The organism is Paenibacillus sp. FSL H7-0357, assembly GCF_000758525.1.
In the GTDB taxonomy this organism is placed as follows: Bacteria; Bacillota; Bacilli; order Paenibacillales; family Paenibacillaceae; genus Paenibacillus_AQ.
Genome location: NZ_CP009241.1, coordinates 2,784,191 through 2,804,574, shown reverse-complemented (window position 1 = coordinate 2,804,574; position 20,384 = coordinate 2,784,191). Strand labels below are relative to the sequence as shown.

Sequence of the window (20,384 nt, the reverse complement as noted above, 5' to 3'; positions counted from 1 at the left end):
TCTTTTTTTCGGTCAATTAGCTTCTAATATGAAGTCTATCATAGAGACAAATGAAAACGAATGAGCCAATTTACTGGAGATTAGGTATGCGAACAAGGGCTTTTTGCCCAAAAAGAATGAACATAGAAGCGGGAAACCCATTCGATGCAGTTTGCAGATCGGGACGTAATGTCAGCAGTTTTGCACGGCAAAAAACCGCCTCTCAGTCACTACAATGACTTTAAGGCGGTCAGTTATATGTTATGCCGTTTGTTTAGTTTTTCGGCTCCGGTGCAAGTCCCGCCGTCCTTGCGGGTGCAGCGTGCTGGACTTTCTGCTTCGCTTTATCAATCTCAGGTTGTGAGGGAGTCTCGCCGGTTAAGCGAAGATGCTGAAGAGTTAAGTTCGTTCTATTTCAAACAGGCTGCCGAGCTAGCTACTCTGCCCGCCTGGGCTGCCTTCAGTCCAGTCTCCGGGCCGGAAGCAGGAAGGCACAGAACACGGCAAGTGCGCATGACAGTCCGGCGAGCAGCCATTTGTCAGGATCCCATCCGCCCTTCACTAGCCCAAACAGAAAAAAATGTCCGGTCAGACGGCCCTTTGTCATAAAGTCGAGCAGATACCAGGCAAAGCCGATAATGTATCCGCCCGATATGTTGCGGAGTAATAGAGCGGCCGTCATACCTGCGGATCCGATCGCCATTGCGGTAATGGCAACTCCGCCGATCATCGGCCATAGGTCAAAGACCGCGCCGCGCAAATGCAGGCTGGTGAAAAAAACGGCAATGATCAAGAAAATAAACAAAGTAACGGACAGCCAGCGAAACAGAAAGATAGGGTGATGCCGCACCTTCTTGGCGTAGAGCACCTCACCGATTCCGCCTTCCTCCAGCATCGCCAGATGGGGGTACACGATCAGGCCAAGGAAGCTGATCAATTGTTCTCCCAGCTTGGCGACATCTCCCCATTCCATGAGCTGAGGATCCATGAAGAAATGCACGCTGCACAGCAGGGCGATGGACAGCAGCCACGAATAATGGGCGGTCAGCTTCAGGTTGTACCAACCAAGCACGCGGAGTGATTGACCTGTCATGAGGCTTCCCCCGCGGCTGTTTTGGCTTTTCTTGCAGAGGTTTTGTTCCCCCGTACCCATCCGGAATCCGCCTGGCTGCGGTTTCTTTCCCAGAGCAGCGCGGTTCCGGCTGCCAGCAGCACCGCAAGCAGAATGTAGAAGCTGCGGTTAATTGCGATCTCATCCACCCAGCCTTTATATAAATCAGCGTCCCTTGGCGTGTTAAAGCGGATGATCAACTTGTACAGCCCATAGGAGCCCATAAGCGGCAGCACAGAAATAAACCACCAGACGATCTGCAGGGCGATCGGCACAATCCCCCGGCGGAACAGCATAGAGCCGAACATTCCGAAGGCAATCGAAGCCCAGACTGTAGGCAGCAGCCACCAAGCTGTGTATCCAAGGAAGAGGAAAATCGCCTCCGCCGTCTGTCCCTTCAGTTCCAGGGCATTTACGGTCTGCCAGCCGCCGGCAACTGCAAGCACAAGATAAATCAGGGAGAGCATGATCCCAAGCGCGATAAACTTTGAACCGACGTAGGTCCATGACGAAACCCGGCGGCTGTATATCAGCTCGCTCATTCGGCTGGAGCGGTCACGGAGCAGCAGAAAGGCCGAAAGGAATACCGGAAAGATACCAGCCGGGAGTGCGAGGTAATCGCTGAAATACCGTGCGGCTCCGGGTAGCAGCTCTCCGGCCTCTACAACCTCGTTGTAGCGTACAAGCGTTTGTTCCTGCGCTTTCACCGCTTCCTCGTAGTTATCGATACCAAAGCCGAATTCATCCATCCCTCTTTTGTACATACTGCTCCCGCCAAGTTGCTCGTTCAAATCATCAGAAACCTTGTAAACGTCTTCCATCGTGTACTTGTCCGAATCTTTAAGAATGATGTCCAGCTTGGAAGCAGCCTCGGTGAGGGCAGCTTTTTCTTGCTTATCCAGTTTGCTCTCTAGCGGAAAGCCGATTCTCAGCTTGGTTGTTGAACCGGCATCCAGGTCCCAGCCCATCTCTTTCCTCATTTGCGTAGCAAGTTCAGAGGTGTTCCCGGGCAGCTTCCAGCCGTAAAAAGGATGTTCCGGGGGACCCACATTTTGCGGCTCAGTCATAACGGGAGGCCGAAGCTCGCTCCAGGTCTGCTCTGCGGCATATTCGGTGAAATAGAAGAAGCAGGCCACTAGTATAAATACATAAAAGACGAGACTGCGCAGAATCATGCGAATCTCTTTACCAATGAGCCCTATCATACGAACGACTCCTCCTTGCGCATCAGGTAAAGATAGGCATCCTCAATAGACGGTATGGCCTGCTGCGCTCCCGGATAAGGCTGCTGATCGGCGAGAACACGGATGCGCATTCCTGTGCCTTCCGGCACAGCAGACAGCACAGGGAAGCGGTCACGGTCCCGCTCCCACTGCGCCCGGTCAAGCTCCACCGTCCAGACGCGTCCGGCGGCAGCCCCCGTCAGGTCACCGATTCTGCCGTGATAGCGCAGACTTCCCTTATGCAGCACGGTCATTTGCTCACAGGTGGATTCCACATCCTCCACAACGTGGGTGGACAACAGGACGATTCTCCCTTCAGAGAACCGGCTGAGGAGCCGGCGAAAGCGGATCCGCTCTTCCGGATCAAGCCCTGCCGTGGGCTCATCGACGATCAGCAGCTTCGGTTCATGCACCATTGCCTGGGCCACGCCGAGCCGGCGCTTCATTCCGCCGGACAGTGCTTTCACCTTGGTCCGGCGCTGCTCCGTCAGGTTCACCTGCTCCAGCAAATCGTCGATTCTCCGCTTCCGCTCCGAATGCCCCTTCACCCCGGACAAAAGTGCGAGATAATCCATCGCTTCAAGCACCGACATCCCTGGATAAAATGCAAATTCCTGCGGCAGATAACCGACCAGCTGGCGGATCTGCGCTTTGTCCGTCAAAGGTACTCCACCGATCGTTGCTTTGCCGGATGTGGGTGTAAGTAAAGTTGCAAGCAGCCGCATCAGCGTTGTTTTGCCTGCCCCGTTAGGACCAAGCAGGCCGTGTATCCCTTCGCCTACTTTGAAGCTGACACCGTTTAAAGCCTGCTTACTCCCGTAGGTTTTGGTCAGTTGTTCAATTACAAGTTCCATTCTGGTCCTCTCCCTCACATGCTTTTGACTACTTACTACTAATCGCTTTCCTGGTCCCAGGTAAACTCCGTGTTCTCCACCATCAGTCCTATTCCGATCAGGAGGAGTGACAGCAAGACGAGCAACACTACATCAATAACTTCGAACTTGATCATTACAAAAACAGCAACCGCAGTAAGCACAATACCCGCCAGCTTAGTATTTCTTTGCCTGTCGAGCTTCCGGCTGTTTCTCTGCACCTTCTCAGCCTCACGTTTGTCATACTCCAGCAGACGGGCTTTCCGGTACACTTCCTCTAGAAACGCTTGTTCCTCTTCGGCTGGCTTCACAATCCCACTCCTCCTTTTCGTATATCTGCCTCAGCTTCTTGCGGGCCCGGTGCAGCAGCACTTTGAAGCTCACCGTTGTACGGCCCATAATAGCTGCCGCTTCTGTATAAGACATCTCACCTACATCAACGAGATACACGGCCATCCGGTAATCCGGCTTGAGCGTAAGCAAACGCCGTTGCCACTCCTGGTCCTCCTCGTGCACAATCGCCATCCGCTCGGGATCCTCCCTGCCGGGAGGCGGCATGCGGTTTCCTTCAGGCAGGTTATCTCCTGAGTAATCCCCTGAAAAGGAGGAATCGGGACGCCTGCGCTTCCCTGCTTCAACCGGCAGGGTCCGCTGCCGCTTCCGCAAGGAATCTATGCTTTTGTTGCGGAGGATTGTGAACAGATAGGTTTTAAAAGACGCGCGGGTATCGAATCTCTCCGGATACACCAGCAGATAGGCAAAAGAGTCCTGTGCCAAATCCTCGGCGGTATGATAATCCCCGGTCAGATGATAGGCAAACCCTACCGCAGGCTGCCGGTATTGACGAACCAGCCATTCAAAAGCCTCCCGTTCTCCCTGCCGGAACCTGATCAGCACGGCTGCCTCATCATCCGGGTGACCCGCAGCCTCATCCTCCATAATGGAGCGCTGTCTGTTTCCTCTCTGGATATCGTTCGTCCGAATCCCCTCCTCTCCCGCAGCCTTCTACTACTTATTCGTCCAAGCCTCCGAAATAGTTACAGTGCTCCCGAAAAAAAACAAAACGGGTCCGCAAACTGCTGCATCAGCAATCTGCGAATCCGTACTTTTTTGACAACTTCCGTTTGGAACTTGAGAGCTGCACCTTGAGTTTTTCCTATCAAACCACCTGATGGTTTTTAAAGGCGCGATAAGTAAAGGGCAGGAGCAGGGCAATAACAATTATTGCAAAGCCTGTAGCAAACTTATAGCTGGGAATCAGCTGTCCAAACACAGAATATCCTTCGTATTCGGTTACTCTCGTAATGCCGTCAACCATTTTGCCAGGCAGCAGGTTCATAATATGATTATACAAGCGGCTGCTCTTGCTAGCCGGAAAAAACAGCGGGCCGATCAGCAAAATGACAATGACAATGATAACGGGAAATGGGGTGCTCATCCGGCTGGACAGCCAGAGCGTCACCGCCCCCACGGTCAGACAGGCCAGGCTGCCAATAAGAATTGCCCATAAATAGGTCTGAAACACCGTGAAAGGAACCGGGGCAAAAAGCTTGATCATCTGCACGCTGGCGCTTCCCCCATCAAATCCAAAAATCCCAAGCATCAAGAGAGTGTAGGTGCCTAATCCCACAGCAAGCAAGCCAAGGGAGACAATCAAACCGGCTTTCAATTTGGCGGCAATCACCTTATTGCGGCCATAACGGGAGGACAAGATTATCGCATCCGCCCCGCTCTGGTATTCACCGGCAAAGACAGGAGCAAGCCAAATCGCAATCACAAACGCACTGATCAATAAAACAAACTGCAGGTTCTCGAACACACTCTCCCAGCCGGTTACATAGTCCATTTGGAAGGGGACTGGAATGGACTTATTCATCCGCATAAAAAAAGCATTCTCTTTGGCAGAAGCATTGCCGGGAGTATAATCCCTGTCTATGTACTCCTTCACCTTATCGAGACGTTCCTGGTAGAAGGTCTTTGCAGTACTAGGTGTCATGCTGTCGATAATATAATGATCGTATTCACGGGAATGGGAAAAAGCAAACCGGATCAACGTATCAATCTGATAACTCTGCTCTTTGTAGGTTACATAAGCCTCATTTGTGAGCTCCCCCTTCTCGTTAAGGTTTTTCGGATCATGTATGACTTTTTGATGTTGCTTGACTGCAGCCGCTATTTTCTCTATCGTCAGCGGTCCGGCTAGCTGGCGGTTGTATTCCTTTCGGAGCGGGATGGCTTCCAGTCCTTTTAGATCATTGCCGTCCTTGTCCGTTATGTACGCACCCGAAACGAGCGCCCATACTCCTAATAAGGCCACGACGATTATAAGTGTTATGCCTATAAAAAATGATTTCCGTCTCATGATCTTTCTGAGCTCAAACCGGGTCAGAATATCCATAAACTGCACCTCCTATTTGACTTCGCCAGCCGCTGCAGCCGATTCATCTTGAAAATGGTATAGAAACAAGTCTTCAAGCGTCGGTGAAACCGAAACTGCATGAGCTGCGGGTTGGACCTTAGAGACAATACGCAGCTCAACCCGGTCCCGCTCATGCCGCAGATTGCTCACACAGTACCGTTCATTCCACGCCTCCGCTTCCCTCGCCGGAACATGGCATAACCAGACATTGCCCTCCATCGTAGCTGTCAGCTGTTCTACCGTCCCGCTCATTAGCAGCGCACCCTGTTTCATCACCAGAATCTGATCGGCGATATATTCCACATCGGACACAATATGTGTCGACAGGAGGATGATCTTATCGCGGGCCAGATCGGCTATAAGGTTGCGGAAGCGTACCAGCTCCTTGGGATCCAGTCCCGCCGTTGGCTCGTCCAGCACCAGCAGGCGGGGATCATTCAGCAGTGCCTGGGCGATGCCGAGCCTTTGCTTCATCCCCCCGGAAAAGGTGCGGATTTTCTTGCGGGCCGCCTCCTCCAGAGCTACCATGCGCAGCAGTTCACGGGCTTTCCCCTTCGAAGCCTTCAGGGTCAGCCCTTTCAACGATCCGACGTACCACAGAAACTCTTCCGCGCTGAAATCGGGATAATATCCGAAGTCCTGAGGCATATAGCCCAGCAGATCGCGGTATTGTTCCCCCATGCGGCCAATCTCCTGGCCGTTCATCTGAATCATCCCCGAGGTCGGCTTGAGAATGCCGCAGATCATCCGCATCAGCGTTGTTTTACCTGCTCCGTTAGCTCCGAGCAAACCATACACACCGCTGGTCAGCCGGGCCGAAATGCCGTTCACCGCCTGTTTCGCGGCAAAGCGCTTGCTTAGCTCATTTATAGTCAGTTCCAACACGTTATGAACCCCTCCTTATTCAATGCTCCCTGTAGCCAAGCGGCCTGCGCTGCGGTAATTTCACATCAGGCTGGAAGCGGTCTCCAGACTCCGGCAAGTCTTGCGCAAACCGCGTACCTGCAGCGCTATTCCTGCGGTTGTCACCAGCAGCAGCATCTGCCATACTCCCATTGCTGCTGGTTCAAACACCCACAGGTTCGGGGTAAAGGCAAGTATCATCTGTACCAAGGCCACCACGCCGGCGAAGGTCAGGCAGTAATATCCGCAGCTTGGGGTGCGAACCCGATTGAGCAGCCACAGGCAGCCGAGGCAAGTTAAATTAAAAGGCACAAGCAGATAGATCAGCATGGTTGCAACATCACTATGTATCCAAACACTTAATATCGCAGCCAGCAGGGTCAGACCCAGCAAATCCGTCATCCCCAGCAGACTCATGCGGACCATCGTCAGCTTCTCCAGGAGATGGCGGGTGCTGAGTTCTATCTCCAGCATATGACAGCTAAGCGAACGGGTCAGAGTACGGATTCCAGCCATTACCAGCAGAGGTGCGGATATAGAGACCATCATGACGATTTGCACACTCTCTCCCATTTCCTGAAGGGCGTTTCGCAGTAACAGCACCATTCCCAGGACAATCAGCAATTGCACGGCCCATACCTTCCAGCTGATGAAGCGAAGCTGGGCCAGATAGAACTCTCCGAACGACGTTCTCCGTCCGGCTTGTCTCTGGCGCAGCACCTCCACCGCCCCTCTGGCGGTATCTTCAAGATGCTGCCGTTCAATGGGGGGCGTGGGGTAGTTCCTTAGGGCGTTGACGATGGCTTGCTCTGATCTCTTGTTCAACGGGTTCACTCCTTTCCAAGTGGCTTCTTAGTACAGCCAGCCCGCGCTTCACCCGGTACTGCACCATACACACGTTCACTCCTGTTACGCGGGCAATGTCACGGTAGGTCAGATCCAGGCAAAAGCGCATAAACACCAGTTCCCGCTGCGCCTCAGGCAGCAGCTCAAACAGCTCATGCACCAGCTGCTCTCTTTCCACCTGTTCTTCTATTGAGCTGCTTTGCTGTGCAGCCCTCCAGTCTGCTGCATCCCTCTCGTCCTCCAGGGATAGCGGCTGCCCCTTCCTTAAATGATCGTTGCATAGATGGCGGGCGATAGTGTATAAGTACGCACGGCATTTTCCGGCGTCAGTATAGCGCTCAATATGGCGGCAGAAGCGGTAAAAGGTCTCTTGAGTTAAATCCTTCGCCTCTTCCGCGTTCCGTACCCGCCAGCAGCAATACTTCTGGATGCCAGCGTAGTGCCGCTCAATCAGCGGTGTCAGATATTCGGTTTCCCCTTCCTGAATCCGCCGAATCCATTCCCTTTCATCCACCTCGTCCCCTCCTCTCTAATAGGTATAACTGTTTTTCTGCCGGAAAAAATGAACAGATATTGTGTCATTATTGTGACGTTATTCAATATTCACAAACCTGATCATATAAGAACCGGAGGAACGGACAGGCAAAAAAAGAAGCAGCGGCTAGAAAGCTCACTGCATCTCAAGATTGCTCAAGGACTGAGGTTAGTATATATTTCTGGTCTCTATACGCGCCAAATTGGTAATTCGCTTCATGAACATCAGGTGAGGTGATGTAACCGATCATTTGTATATCTGCAAATTCACCGCAATAAACCGAGTGTACCATGTAAAATTCCCCACTACAGTTCGATGTCTCACATTTCAGCTTCACAATATGCAAAAAGGATGATCTGCTCACCTTAGAACAACTGGGCAGCAGCTACCGGATGAAATCGCGCTTTGCCAAATTCCACAACCTGCCCGAGCTGATGAAATGGTAGGGAAGAGTTAAATCCAGTTAGGGTATGATCGGCAGCAATAAATAAGAATCAAATTCATCCCCTGTATATAGAGTAACGTCTGCTTCCCAAACCCTGTCATCCGCCGTCTGAGTCAGCAGTGCGCAGCCGCTCTGATTCTGGCTGCCAATTTCCAGGAGCAACCGATTTCCTTTAGCTACAACAATCGCGCTATCCCATATCTCTATATCCAAGGGGTAGACTTCCCCGGGAATCAGCTTCTGAATCTCATCGAAGCTGTAGTAGGGCTTATATTCCGCCGATATTTGATCATCCGTTTTACGTAAGGAAGCGCGTAGCCAGCCTTGGCTAATGGGGAATTGGTCCGTTAGTGCTCCTGAATTAACTACCTCATTGCCAAGAGGGTCAATGTTGCGCAAAGATACAAAAATGTCCATATCATCTGTAGTTGACGATGCCCACAAGCGGAGCTTGATAGGCCCCAGAATCTCTGTTTCGTTCTCCAACGGAGCAGTTTCAAACAGAATACGCTTGGAGTTGTTTTCCTCTCTCGAGAATGCTTTCACCATAAAGGGCTCGGCCCAGTGCCTGGACTCGCGCTCCTTATCGCCATCATAGCAAAGCTGGCTCTTGGCTTGCGGAAGTTCCACTGAAAGCAGCTTTGAGCTTGCATCAAGGTAGAATCGAGTCCATTGGGTACGCATAAGCGGATACTCATTCTCGTAGCGCCATGTGTAGCTATTACCTCCGCGGGGAATGGCAAGCTTCACCTTCGGCTCCCTCGTTATGCCGGTATCGATTCCCTTGAGCCAATAATCGAGGAATTTTTTCTGCAGCTCACGACCCTGAGCGGTATAGAATTCACCAACATGGCTGCCGATATGCACTTCAAGCCACTTGTGCTCCGATGCTGCATTCTGAAATCCCAGAAAGTTCCCCCGGGTATGCATTCCGGCGCTAAACCAGTTGCTTGCGGATAATAAAGGTACCTCTACTTTGCTTAGATCAGAGAACCGATTCGTCCATGATTGATCACGTAATGGATTGTTTTTGACCATCTCCGGGAAATCAATGCGATTGTCCTGCAGTTGTTCCTCGGAGAGGCTTCCACCGGGATTGTATTGATGTGTCAAAACACCGTTTTTCCACCAGAATGAAAGAAAGCCGTTTGCCTGAATTCCACCCGGATAACAGAAATCCGCATAATAATCTACTGTACCTTCCCAAGGTATGATGCACGCTAAATGAGGAGGTTGTTCGGATGCCACAGCCCATTGGCTCATTGCCAAGTAGGAGATGCCCAGCAGTCCTATCCGTCCATTGCTCCAGGCTTGCGTTCCAGCCCATTCGATTGCATCATAATAATCCTTCTTTAAAGCACTTGATAATATATCAAGCTTCCCTGGAGAATTACCGATACCACGTTCATCTACTCGCAATACAGCATACCCTTGTGGCACCCAATATTCAGGATTTGGTGTTTCCCAGCTTAGTAACGGTCCTTTATCCTGCAAATGGGTATATTCTATTGCAACCGTCGGGTTAGCAGGAGCAAATTGTGAGAAATGCGTATCCTTTCCATACGGACACATCGTCATGATTACAGGAAAATCCCCGTCCGCATTAGGCTGATACAGATTTGCGGCGAGATAATTCCCATCTCTCATCGGAATCTTTACTTCCTTCCAGGTAAGCTCATAAAAGTGATTACTTCTTTCGTTAGTGTCGATAGGTAGAGGATTCATAGCTTGCCTCCATTTGATAGTTTTTCTTGAAACCAGTCAATCAATAAGCTGTGTGCTTCTGTGTCCTGTTCAATTTCAAGTCCTTCCAGCCTGGATTAATTAGAACAACGGGAACATCCTTAGGTGCAGCATTTCCATACCAATGGATACCCTCCCTTCTTCCAGCAATTGGATTCACTTCTTCTATCATTTTTATATAAGAAATATTAGTACACGTGTACTAAAGTAAGTGTATTCCTACGAGTACATTAATTCAACTTTGATCTTTTTCGAGAAAATCATTCTTAGCTGAGGATTCTCGGCAAACATCTCTTGAATCCTTCCATATCCTTAATCAAGCTACTTATTTCGGCTTGAAGGGCCAATTTGTGATATAATGCTTTTGATTTCAAGTGCATATCACAAACGCTATAAAGGAGATAGGCATGGATAATAATTTAAGAGATAAGATCCTTGAGACTTCAATTGAATTATTTAATAAAAATGGATATGCATATGTAACATTGAGGGATATTTCCGATGCGCTAAATATTAGTCCTGGCAATTTGACATACCATTTCAAAAAAAAACAAGACCTCATGATTGGTGTTATGGCAAGGCAGTATGAAGAATATCAATACTTAAATTTCTCAGCGGAGGTTTCTATCCAAGGGCTGAATCAGCAGTTTTTAATCCTTAGTGCATTCCGCGAAAAATATTTCTTTTATTTCTCCAGTTTCACAGAATTGCCTAAGCTGTATCCTGAGATAGCTAATATGCAAATTAAGGTTGTTAATGATTTCTATACACTTTTTACCGATACATTTACCCTATTTGTTAATAATGGAATTATGAAAGAAGAATTATATGCCGGACAATATGAAGATTTGTCTATTTCTTTATTATCGATCAATATGTATGGGACACAGGAAATAATTCTTCTCCAAAAATTTCTTCCAAAGCAGAAAAATATCTTTTCCATCCTTTGGAGCCTTATATTGCCTCATTTAACAAAAGAAGGGATGGATATGTATAGTCGGATGACACAGGGCGATGAAACTCCTCCCCCACAACTATGCTGCAAGCAAGATAAACCGAACGGAGGCTTGAAAGAGTCAATATGTGACCCCCAAGGTACGTAAGATCTGACTAAGACGGCGGAACAGTATCCCTCCCAATAGATGGTGACATTACCCAACAGTTAGGCTTCCCTCACTATTTTGAGAACTTGCTCCTCAAATTGTTTCATTTCCATTCATCCCGCTTGACAGCCATTTTCATTATTCGAACGACACAAACATACCCTGTAAAACGCAAAATAAAAAACCCTTCCGAAGAAGGGTTTGGTTTGTAAACTATGATGCGGTCAAGAGGACTCGAACCTCCACGATATTGCTATCACTGGCACCTGAAGCCAGCGCGTCTGCCAATTCCGCCATGACCGCATATTATGTATACAGCGATTTAATCACCGTAATTAAGAATATACTCCCTTTTGATGTAAAGTGCAAGTTTTATTTCCGAAGCAGTACATTAATCACTCGTCTGGACAGGACAATCCCTATTTTTACACTGAAACATTAATCACTGACTAACTTACGTATTCAAAGTAAATTACATATAACACTTCATAAAGGAAGGTTAGATAATATGGATTCTTTGGATCACAAAATCATCAATGCACTTATGGCGAATGGAAGAATGACCTGGGCCGAGCTTGCCGGACTGCTTGGCCTCTCTTCTCCTGCGGCTGCTGACCGGGTTCGGAGACTGGAGGAGCAAGGAATGATCAAAGGCTATACGGCGCTGATTGACGCCGAATCTGCCGGTTTTGGGTTGGCGGCGCTCATTGCGGTTTCGCTGGAGCGGCCAACGCACCGGCAGGCTTTTCTGGAATTGGTGCTGAAGCTGCCGGAAATTCAGGAATGCCATCATACGGCTGGAGATGACGACTACATTCTGAAGATCCGCTGCCGGGGAACCCGCGATCTTGACCGGATCATCAGTGAGGAGCTGAAGAGCCTGCCGGGTATTGTGCGGACCCGCACAACGATCATCCTCGGAACGGTTAAAGAAACACCGAATGTCCCGCTGTCGCCTGAAGACACTGCACCATGATCAGCTGGCCCGCCCTCTTCAGCGGCTTCGGTTTCGGTTTCATAATTGCCGCTCCTGTCGGTCCCATGTCTCTGCTGTGCATTAACCGGACACTGAAGCACGGCTTCTGGGCAGGCCTGGCGACCGGTGCGGGAATTGCGCTTGCCGATGCACTGTATGCTCTGGCTACCGTCACCAGCTTCCGAATTGTGACTGAGTTCACTTCTGCCTATGATCTGCCGCTCCGGCTCATCGGCAGCCTCTTCCTCGGGGTTCTTGGAGTAAAAGCTCTGCGGCCGGGCAAATCCAGTGCCAAACCGGAAGCCGTCCGCAGCGGAATAGCCTACAGCATGTTCTCCTCCTTTCTTCTGACTTTGGCTAATCCGGCCACCATTCTAAGCTTCATGGCGCTCGCAGCTTCACTTGGAAATACTGTCGGGTCTTCCCTGTTCCTCCCGGCCGGAATTGCGCTCGGCTCCTGCTGCTGGTGGCTGCTGTTATCTGCTATTATCTGCTGGATCAGCGGCAAACTGCCAGATGCCTTCATTCGATCTTTGAGCCTGATATCCTCGATCATCCTGATCCTGTTCAGCTTATACGGCATCAGCTTGGCCTTATTGGGGGCAGGCGGGTGAATCCGGCTTGAAACTGATGATAGGCATAACCATTGAATCTCCACCACTTAGCTGACGCTTGAAGGGGTGGATTCTTGCGAACAGAGGAGCAACCTCCTCTTATGGGCAAGCGATCCCTGCGTTCTCGCAGTTCTACGTTTTTTAGGTAATAGCTATACCGCTACCTGTTTGATATTATGAGCCGCATTTTCATCCCGATCATGGTGTGTTCCGCAAGCTACACATGTCCATTCTCGAATCGAGAGGTTCTTCACTTCGGGATGGATCGTGCCGCATACGTGGCACTGCTGACTGGTCGGCTCGAAGGTGTCGGCAACCCGGAGGGTTCGTCCATACCAGGATGCTTTATACGTGAGTTGACGCACCCATTCGCCCCAGGACGCATCAGCGATGGACTTGGAGAGTTTAGGATTTTGTATCATATTCGCCACACACAGATGTTCGATGCTGATCGTTTGGCACTCACGGATCAGCTTCGTTGTCATCTTGTGGAGAAAATCGTTCCGAGAATTTGCAATGTGTTCGTGAATACGGGCAATGTGTTTCTTGGCTTTCTTCCAGTTCGAGCCCCCTGGTGTGCGTCTCGCCAAACGCCGCTGCCACAGCGCAAGCTTTTTCTCATATTGACGGTAAAACCTGGGGTTGGCAAAATGCTCGCCGCTTGAGCACACAGCGTATTCCTTAAGCCCCAAGTCAATGCCGATATGTGCATCTGCTTGTGGGAGTGGGATCTTTTCTACCTCGCAAACCAGGGAGACAAAATACTTATCGCTGGCGTTTTGCCGTACCGTAGCGGACAGTATACGACCCTCCAGCTTCCGAGAGTTGGCGAAACGCATCCAGCCGAGCTTGGGAAGCTTCAATCGGTTGCCTTCAATGGCGATATTTCCGTTCGTGAATTTCGTGGTGTAGCTTTGTACTGGATGCTTCCGGCTTTTGAAGCGAGGCGCTTGATTCTGCTTTTTGAAAAAGCGGTCAAAGCTATCTGCCACATGCCGAACGGCGGACTGTAAAGCAATACTATCGACTTCTTTGAGCCAGTCATATTGGGTTTTTAGGACGGGGAGCTGTGTCGCACAGGTCTGATATGACAAACCTTTGCCTGTCTCGGCATAGGTTTGATTCCACTCTTCCAGGAAATGATTGAACACAAAGCGGCAGCAGCCAAACATTCGACGAATGAGTTGCTGTTGCCCGGTATTCGGGTAGATGCGGTATTTATAGGCTTGATGAACGATCATGTGCGACACCCCCTTTTATAGTATTTTCTTAAAGTATAGCACATACGTTCGCTGAATAGTTGAAAACCGCCGATTCATCTCCGCCTATAGAGGTCGGAGTCTTTTCGGCTTTTGAAGATAAACTCTAATTGATTTATATATTTCACTTATAAGATAACGCATGATACAACAGAAGTATTCCTGTTTGACCTGAAAGGAGACTTCTGATGAATCAGCAATGGAATACCGGTACCTATGATACGGATATGGCCTTTGTTTCCCGCTTCGAAGAATCTTTGATTCATCTGCTGCAGCCGCAGCTTCATACTTGCTAACACAACGTTTCTTTCGTAAACATTGTTGCCACGCTCGCCTTTCTGTTACAATAAATGGGAACAATAGTTTGCATTAGGATGATAACCTCAATTGATGGGTTCGAATAACAAGTCACAAAAGAGGGGTTGGTTACATGTATGCTCAACTATTTCTAGGGATCGCAATGATCATTTCCGGGATAGGTCACTTGCTAAGTTTTAAACTCTTCATTGGTAAAAATGCAAAAACATTAATTAGCGAGGAATCCATCGGCTCCTTCCAAAAAGGGTTGGCTCTGCCCCATTTTTTGCTAGGACTTATTTTCATAACAATGGGGCTGGTTGAAAAAGAAAATAGTCTTCAACTGCCTGTATTTATAGGAATTTATATAATACTTGCCTTGATTCCGTTGACATTGGTTTTAAGAAACAATAAGAACCATTCGGGCCGCTATTTTCTATAGGGATTCACATCACAATCAAATATCACAACAGAACCCGCCGTTATTTGGCGGGTTCTGTTGCGTCTCCTACATACCGGTTGCTTCCGGCTCCCAGCCCCGCCACGAGCAGCAGAACACTTGCCGCTACGAGCAGTGCCAACGGACCGTTCCAGCTGTGCGTAGCGTCATGAAGCAGGCCGAACAATGCCGGTCCCATGGCTGCCAGCAGGTAGCCGATCGACTGGGCCATTCCCGACAGCTCGCTTGCCTCCTGTGTGCTGCGGGTGCGCAAGCTGAAGAACATCATTGCCAGACCAAAGGCAAAACCTCCGGCAATGCCGATACAGATCGCCCATACCGGCATCCATGCGCTGCTGCCGAACCAAACGCCGGAGATTCCGGCCATGAACAAAACAGCCGTAATAACAACCAGCCCCCGCTGGTTCTTCAGTTTGCCTGCCCATAAAGGAACAAAAAAAGTAAACGGCAGCTGGGCCAGCTGCAGCAGTGAAAGGATCCAGCCCGCATGGCTGGAGGACATGCCCCGCTCACCGAGAATGACCGAGAACCAGGCAATCAGAACGTAATAAAGCAGAGATTGCAGGCCCATGAATAAGGTAACCTGCCAGGCGAGCGGTGAACGCCACATTTTCCCGGCTGAGCCGGGCGTGCTTGTTCCACTCCCTTGGCCCAGGCTCTTCATCTGCGGAATCCAGAATAGAGTAGCCAGTGCAGCGACAATGAACCACAGGGCAAGCGTACCCCGCCAACCGAACCCTGCCTGGTCCGCTATCGGAACACTAATGCCGGAAGCCACCGCTGCGCATAAATTCATCGAAACCGTATAAATCCCGGTTAGAAGGCCAATACGCCCGGGAAACTTGCCTTTGATCAGTCCCGGCAGCAACACATTGCATACCGCAATCGACAGCCCGATGATTGCGGTGCCTGCGAACAATGTGAGGGTTCCCGAGGCAGAACGGATCAGAATTCCCATCGACAATGCCAGCAGCGCCAGCATCAGCACGTTGGCAAGGCCAATACGGCGGGCGAGCTGCGGAGCAAATGGGGACAGCAGCGCAAAAGCGAGCAGCGGCAATGTAGTTATTGCTCCGGCAAGTGTATTGGATAATCCCAGATCATCGCGGATCATCTCCAGCAACGGTCCGACAGAGGTGAACGGGGCCCGCAGCGCCGCTGCGACAAAAATAATGCCGACCACGAGCAGAATACGTTTAGATCCTGCGTTTCCTTGGGATAAGGTGGATAATGAAGTCTGAATCTTGCGGTCTTCTTGCCTTGCTTTCATGAGGCTCCTCCTGATTGCAGCGAAAAAATCCGTCAAGCACCGGGCTTGTACGGAAATGAAGCTGTTCTATGTATCACGCTTTGTTACATTATACCCCCTTATGTATGCCGGTGCACAGCTTCTTGGATTCTCAGGATAGCTTAACTATACGGCCTTCCATCTGAAAAAGCCGCCGGTCCAAAAGGACCGGCGGCTTTGGAGAAGATTAAATCAGCTGATTATACCCAGAGAGACTTAGTGATGATTACAAGCAGGATGAACAACACCAGAATCGCTCCAGTGGAAGTGAAAGCACCGCCGTATCCTCCAACATTTTCGCTCATGTTAACTCCTCCTTTATACTTGAATACTTTTAAAATATGTGAAAATATCAAGTCTGGTCTGGGTGATACGGCAAGAATTAACGCACTTCCCCTGCAATTTAAATTATTCCGGCGGTTGACAAATCGGACAACCCTCTTTAGTATCCTAAGAATAAAGGTAGTTGAGAATCACTCTCAACTAGAATACATAACATTACAGAAAAGAGTGAACAAGAGATGCTGCGTCGTTTTTTTTCCTATTATCGTCCTTATAAGAAGCTGTTTGTTCTCGACTTCACCTGTGCGGTGGGTGCGGGGCTTCTGGAGCTGGCCTTTCCGGTGGCCGTGAATAAATTTATTGATGATCTGCTCCCCGGACAAGACTGGTCATTAATTCTGATCGCCAGCGTTGCCTTGCTTGCCATCTACGCTCTTAATACCGCAATGAATTATGTTGTCACCTATTGGGGGCACATGCTGGGAATAAATATTGAAACAGATATGCGCAAAAAAATGTTCGATCATATCCAGAAGCTCTCCTTCCGCTTCTTCGATAACAATAAAACCGGGCATTTGCTCGGTAGGATTACCAATGATTTGAACGATATCGGCGAGGTGGCGCATCACGGTCCGGAGGATGTATTCATTGCCGTGATGACGCTGATCGGAGCCTTTATCCTGATGGCCGATATCAATCTGAAGCTGGCCGTGATCACGTTCATTATCGTGCCGATTATGGCTTGGGTCATCATCCATTTTGGACGCAGCATGACCTCTACCTACCACCGGCTATTCGGCAACGTAGGCAATTTCAATGCCCGGATCGAGGACAATGTCGGGGGAATCCGCGTGGTGCAATCCTTTGCCAATGAAGAATATGAAAAAGAACTGTTCGCTGTTGACAACCAAATGTTCCGCCAGACCAAATTGATGGCCTACAAGCTGATGGCCAAGAGCTCGTCAGTCAGTTATATGATGACACGTTTGATTACAATTGTGGTCATGGTCTGCGGCGCCTGGTTCTTTATTCAGGGAGAGCTGGAGATCGGTGAGTTTGTTGCTTTCATCCTGTTGTCCAATGTCTTTTTTCGGCCGATTGAGAAAATCAATGCCGTTATCGAGAGCTATCCGAAAGGTATTGCCGGGTTCAAGCGTTATCTTGAGGTGATTGATACAGAGCCAGATATCGCCGATAAGCCGGGTGCGGTGGAAGTCGGTTCGCTGCGCGGAGATATTATCTTCGGAAACGTCAGCTTCGGCTATGATGACAATCGTTCGGTACTGCAGGAGATCAGCTTGAAGGTCAACGCCGGGGATACGATTGCTTTTGTCGGCCCTTCCGGCGCGGGCAAAACCACAATCTGCAGCCTGCTGCCCCGCTTCTACGACGTCACCGGCGGCAGCATCTCCATCGACGGAATAGACATCCGTGACATGAAGCTGAATTCGCTGCGCAAGCAAATCGGGATTGTGCAGCAGGACGTCTTCCTGTTCTCCGGCACAATCCGTGAGAATATCGCCTACGGCAAGCTGGATGCGGAGCTTCCGGAAATCTGGGAAGCTGCCAAACGCGCCCACCTGGAAGAGCTGATTAGCAGCCTCCCGGATGGCATGGATACAGTGATCGGGGAACGCGGCGTGAAACTGTCCGGGGGACAAAAACAACGCCTGGCTATCGCCAGAATGTTCCTCAAGAACCCTCCGATCCTGATTCTGGATGAAGCAACCTCGGCACTGGATACGGAAACGGAAGCCGCCATCCAGCAATCGCTGGCTGACCTGTCGGTGGGCCGTACCACCCTTGTGATTGCCCACCGTCTCACTACGATCAAAAATGCCGACCGGATTATTGTTGTAAACGAAGACGGCATCTCCGAGGAAGGCCGCCACGAAGAGCTGGTCAACGCCGGAGGTACCTACAGCCGCCTGTACCAGGCGCAGTATAATGCGTAAAACGCAGAGAATGAAATAAATGGTCAAGGAAACAATAGCGCAACGTAAGGCCGAGAATTGTCCTATGCAGGAATGATAGGACATAGAATATCATGCAAGAATAAGAACAACCTTCCGCTCTACAGCCCTATGGGCTGATTGCGAAAGGTTGTTCTGCGTTTACCTGCCTCTTTCCCTACCCCTTCACTGCACTGCCGGCCACCCCTTGAATAATGTACCTCTGCCCCAGCAGAAAAACGATAATCATCGGAATAATGCCTGCTGTCGCTGCCGCCATCATGCCGTTGTAGTCTACGTTGTTCTCAAGAATGAAATTTTGCAGGCCAAGCGGAACGGTATATAAATCCTTATCTAGCAGAAAAACCAGCGCATTCTCGTAATCATTCCAGTGCCAGGAAAAGTCGATGACTGCAAGAGTAGCCAAGGCGGGCTTGGCCAGCGGCAGCACCAGCCGGAAAAAGATCCGGAAATGCCCTGCCCCGTCGATAAATGCCGCTTCGGAAATTTCCGCAGGTACGGACAGGAAGAACTGGCGCAGCATAAACACTCCAAAGATCGTGAACATGCCGGGCAGAATCAGCGCCCAATGTGTATTATAGATGCCCGCCCAATCAAACATCAGAAACTTCGGCACGAACAGCACCTGCGGCGGAACCATCATCATCGACAGGTAGACCAGGAACAGCGGCTCCCGCCCCTTGAACTGAATCCGGGCAAACCCGTAAGCGGCAAAAGCAGAGAAGAACACTGCGCCGGCCGTGCTGATCAGCGATATTTTCAGCGAGTTCAGGTAGTAGGTAATAAAGCTGTCATTCCCGCTCCACACCTTGATATGATGCTCCCAATTCAGGCTGGAAGGAATCCACTGAACCGGATATTTGAACACATCTGCAGGCGACTTGAACGAAGTGCTGATCATCCAGATAAAAGGCACAATCATCAGCAGGGCGAAACCGGACATCACAAGGGTTGTGATGATTTTGCGGATATTAAGGGAAGAATCAGCCTTGATCTCCTGCAGGTAAGGAGCTGCCGGTCTAATCGTTGTTTTTTGCATAGGAAATCCTCCTGAAAATTTGGTGGCGAAGCCATCACCCGGACGCTGAACCGTCCACTCAGTAATGGACCCAGCGTTTTTGGCCGGCCCACTGGAACACGGTGAAAATCATGATAATTGCGAAGAGCGCCCAGCTTATGGCGGCGGCATAACCCATCTCGTAATAGCGGAAGGCATTCTGATAAATGAACAGTGACAGCACCGTTGTGCTGTTTCCCGGCCCTCCCTGGGTGATCGCCTGAATGATGCCGAAGTTCTTGATTGTCATGATCAGTCCGGTGATCAGCAGCAGAAAGGTTGTAGGACTCACCAGCGGCCAGACTATACGGCGGATGCTCTGCCAAGGACGGGCTCCGTCAATTTTGGCGGCTTCCATCAGCTCTTCGGGAATTTCCTGCAGGGCAGCCAGAAAAATAATCATGTTGTAGCCCAGCATGAACCAGATCCAGATGATGTCAATCGCATACATCGAGGTTTCCGTCGTGGACAGCCACCCTGGCGGATGGTTAATGCCAATACCGCGCAGGAATCCGTTAATCGGACCCGAGGTCGGCTGGAACAGCAGCATCCAGACAAATGCAATGGCTACGCCGCTGGTAATGTAAGGCATGAAATAAAGCGCCCGCAGCGTTTTTTGAAAATAAACAGATTTGTTCAGAATAACCGCCACTATAAAAGCCAGCAGAATCGACACCGGAACGGCCAGCAGAAAGATAAGCGTATTCTTCAGCGCCACATAAAAAAGCTCGTCTCCCAGCATCCTCGAAATGTTGTCCAGACCGACAAAATGAATCTCCGGGTCCATAAATTTGTAATCGGTGAACATCAGATAAAACGAATAGGCGGCCGGTATAATAAAAAACAACAGGACCCCGAGCATATTCGGTCCGATAAACAGATAGCCCAGCCTGCTCTGCCGCTTCATCCATGATTTGTTCATTGTTCCCCCACTCCTTAGCTGTATGATCTCGACTTAAGCATAACAAGCCTGGCGGCGGCTTTTAAGGAACATAACCA

20 protein-coding genes and 1 tRNA gene are annotated in these 20,384 nt (G+C 49.9%); 5 read left to right on the top strand and 16 right to left on the bottom strand.

The features are described 5' to 3' along the window. Nucleotides 1–439: 439 nt before the first annotated feature. The 10 genes from H70357_RS12060 to H70357_RS12015 form a co-directional block, all read right to left on the bottom strand. Nucleotides 440–1,072: a hypothetical protein gene (locus H70357_RS12060; protein WP_038589524.1), complete on the bottom strand. Its 633-nt coding sequence runs from the start codon at nt 1,070–1,072 to the stop codon at nt 440–442. Further along, nucleotides 1,069–2,295, bottom strand: coding sequence for an ABC transporter permease (locus H70357_RS12055; RefSeq protein ID WP_038589521.1), 1,227 nt, complete (start codon nt 2,293–2,295; stop codon nt 1,069–1,071). The genes H70357_RS12060 and H70357_RS12055 overlap by 4 nt, the downstream gene beginning before the upstream one ends. Further along, nucleotides 2,292–3,167: an ABC transporter ATP-binding protein gene (locus H70357_RS12050; protein WP_038589519.1), complete on the bottom strand. Its 876-nt coding sequence runs from the start codon at nt 3,165–3,167 to the stop codon at nt 2,292–2,294. Before H70357_RS12050 ends, H70357_RS12055 begins: the two co-directional genes overlap by 4 nt. A 38-nt stretch (nt 3,168–3,205) precedes the next feature. Next, a complete protein-coding gene (locus H70357_RS12045; RefSeq protein ID WP_156130860.1) occupies nt 3,206–3,496 on the bottom strand; it encodes a hypothetical protein in 291 nt (96 codons plus the stop codon). Further along, entirely contained in the window at nt 3,426–4,124 is a 699-nt protein-coding gene (locus tag H70357_RS12040) for an RNA polymerase sigma factor (protein WP_038589514.1), read from the bottom strand. Before H70357_RS12040 ends, H70357_RS12045 begins: the two co-directional genes overlap by 71 nt. Nucleotides 4,125–4,344: 220 nt before the next feature. Then, entirely contained in the window at nt 4,345–5,583 is a 1,239-nt protein-coding gene (locus H70357_RS12035) for an ABC transporter permease subunit (protein ID WP_038589512.1), read from the bottom strand. 12 nt (nt 5,584–5,595) lie between these two features. Then, complete coding sequence (locus H70357_RS12030) at nt 5,596–6,489, bottom strand: ABC transporter ATP-binding protein (RefSeq protein ID WP_331281756.1); 894 nt, start codon at nt 6,487–6,489, stop codon at nt 5,596–5,598. 60 nt (nt 6,490–6,549) lie between these two features. Continuing rightward, nucleotides 6,550–7,332: a hypothetical protein gene (locus H70357_RS12025; protein ID WP_156130859.1), complete on the bottom strand. Its 783-nt coding sequence runs from the start codon at nt 7,330–7,332 to the stop codon at nt 6,550–6,552. After that, nucleotides 7,268–7,867 carry an RNA polymerase sigma factor gene (locus H70357_RS12020; protein WP_038589507.1) on the bottom strand — a complete coding sequence of 200 codons (600 nt, stop codon included), beginning with the start codon at nt 7,865–7,867 and terminating at the stop codon, nt 7,268–7,270. The genes H70357_RS12025 and H70357_RS12020 overlap by 65 nt, the downstream gene beginning before the upstream one ends. Before the next feature lie 484 nt (nt 7,868–8,351). Continuing rightward, entirely contained in the window at nt 8,352–10,058 is a 1,707-nt protein-coding gene (locus tag H70357_RS12015) for a CocE/NonD family hydrolase (protein WP_038589504.1), read from the bottom strand. A gap of 425 nt (nt 10,059–10,483) precedes the next feature. On the opposite strand from H70357_RS12015, the gene H70357_RS12010 reads away from it, so the two are divergent. Continuing rightward, nucleotides 10,484–11,179 (top strand): TetR/AcrR family transcriptional regulator, encoded by a 696-nt coding sequence (locus H70357_RS12010; protein WP_038589503.1) that lies wholly within the window; start codon nt 10,484–10,486, stop codon nt 11,177–11,179. Nucleotides 11,180–11,398: 219 nt separating this feature from the next. Here the strand turns inward: H70357_RS12010 and H70357_RS12005 are convergent. Further along, nucleotides 11,399–11,482: transfer RNA gene (locus tag H70357_RS12005), tRNA-Leu, on the bottom strand. Between the two features lie 205 nt (nt 11,483–11,687). Here H70357_RS12005 and H70357_RS12000 point away from each other — a divergent pair. Beyond that, nucleotides 11,688–12,155 carry an Lrp/AsnC family transcriptional regulator gene (locus H70357_RS12000; RefSeq protein WP_038589500.1) on the top strand — a complete coding sequence of 156 codons (468 nt, stop codon included), beginning with the start codon at nt 11,688–11,690 and terminating at the stop codon, nt 12,153–12,155. Further along, complete coding sequence (locus H70357_RS11995; RefSeq protein WP_038589498.1) at nt 12,152–12,769, top strand: LysE family translocator; 618 nt, start codon at nt 12,152–12,154, stop codon at nt 12,767–12,769. Before H70357_RS12000 ends, H70357_RS11995 begins: the two co-directional genes overlap by 4 nt. A 152-nt stretch (nt 12,770–12,921) precedes the next feature. Here H70357_RS11995 and tnpB read toward each other — a convergent pair whose 3' ends face one another. After that, nucleotides 12,922–14,010 (bottom strand): IS200/IS605 family element RNA-guided endonuclease TnpB, encoded by a 1,089-nt coding sequence (gene tnpB / locus H70357_RS11990; protein WP_038589495.1) that lies wholly within the window; start codon nt 14,008–14,010, stop codon nt 12,922–12,924. 448 nt (nt 14,011–14,458) lie between these two features. On the opposite strand from tnpB, the gene H70357_RS11985 reads away from it, so the two are divergent. Continuing rightward, nucleotides 14,459–14,767, top strand: a complete 309-nt coding sequence (locus tag H70357_RS11985) for a hypothetical protein (protein ID WP_038589493.1) — start codon at nt 14,459–14,461, stop codon at nt 14,765–14,767. Nucleotides 14,768–14,807: 40 nt separating this feature from the next. On the opposite strand, the gene H70357_RS11980 is transcribed toward H70357_RS11985, so the two are convergent. Further along, a complete protein-coding gene (locus tag H70357_RS11980; RefSeq protein WP_038589490.1) occupies nt 14,808–16,055 on the bottom strand; it encodes a CynX/NimT family MFS transporter in 1,248 nt (415 codons plus the stop codon). A gap of 218 nt (nt 16,056–16,273) precedes the next feature. Then, nucleotides 16,274–16,378 (bottom strand): YjcZ family sporulation protein, encoded by a 105-nt coding sequence (locus tag H70357_RS36610; protein WP_218642530.1) that lies wholly within the window; start codon nt 16,376–16,378, stop codon nt 16,274–16,276. Between the two features lie 216 nt (nt 16,379–16,594). Here H70357_RS36610 and H70357_RS11975 point away from each other — a divergent pair, with 216 nt between their 5' ends. Continuing rightward, a complete protein-coding gene (locus H70357_RS11975; protein ID WP_038589488.1) occupies nt 16,595–18,310 on the top strand; it encodes an ABC transporter ATP-binding protein in 1,716 nt (571 codons plus the stop codon). A gap of 175 nt (nt 18,311–18,485) precedes the next feature. Here H70357_RS11975 and H70357_RS11970 read toward each other — a convergent pair whose 3' ends face one another. Continuing rightward, nucleotides 18,486–19,367: a carbohydrate ABC transporter permease gene (locus tag H70357_RS11970; RefSeq protein WP_081965780.1), complete on the bottom strand. Its 882-nt coding sequence runs from the start codon at nt 19,365–19,367 to the stop codon at nt 18,486–18,488. 58 nt (nt 19,368–19,425) lie between these two features. After that, nucleotides 19,426–20,307: a carbohydrate ABC transporter permease gene (locus tag H70357_RS11965; protein WP_038589486.1), complete on the bottom strand. Its 882-nt coding sequence runs from the start codon at nt 20,305–20,307 to the stop codon at nt 19,426–19,428. Between the last annotated feature and the right edge of the window lie 77 nt (nt 20,308–20,384).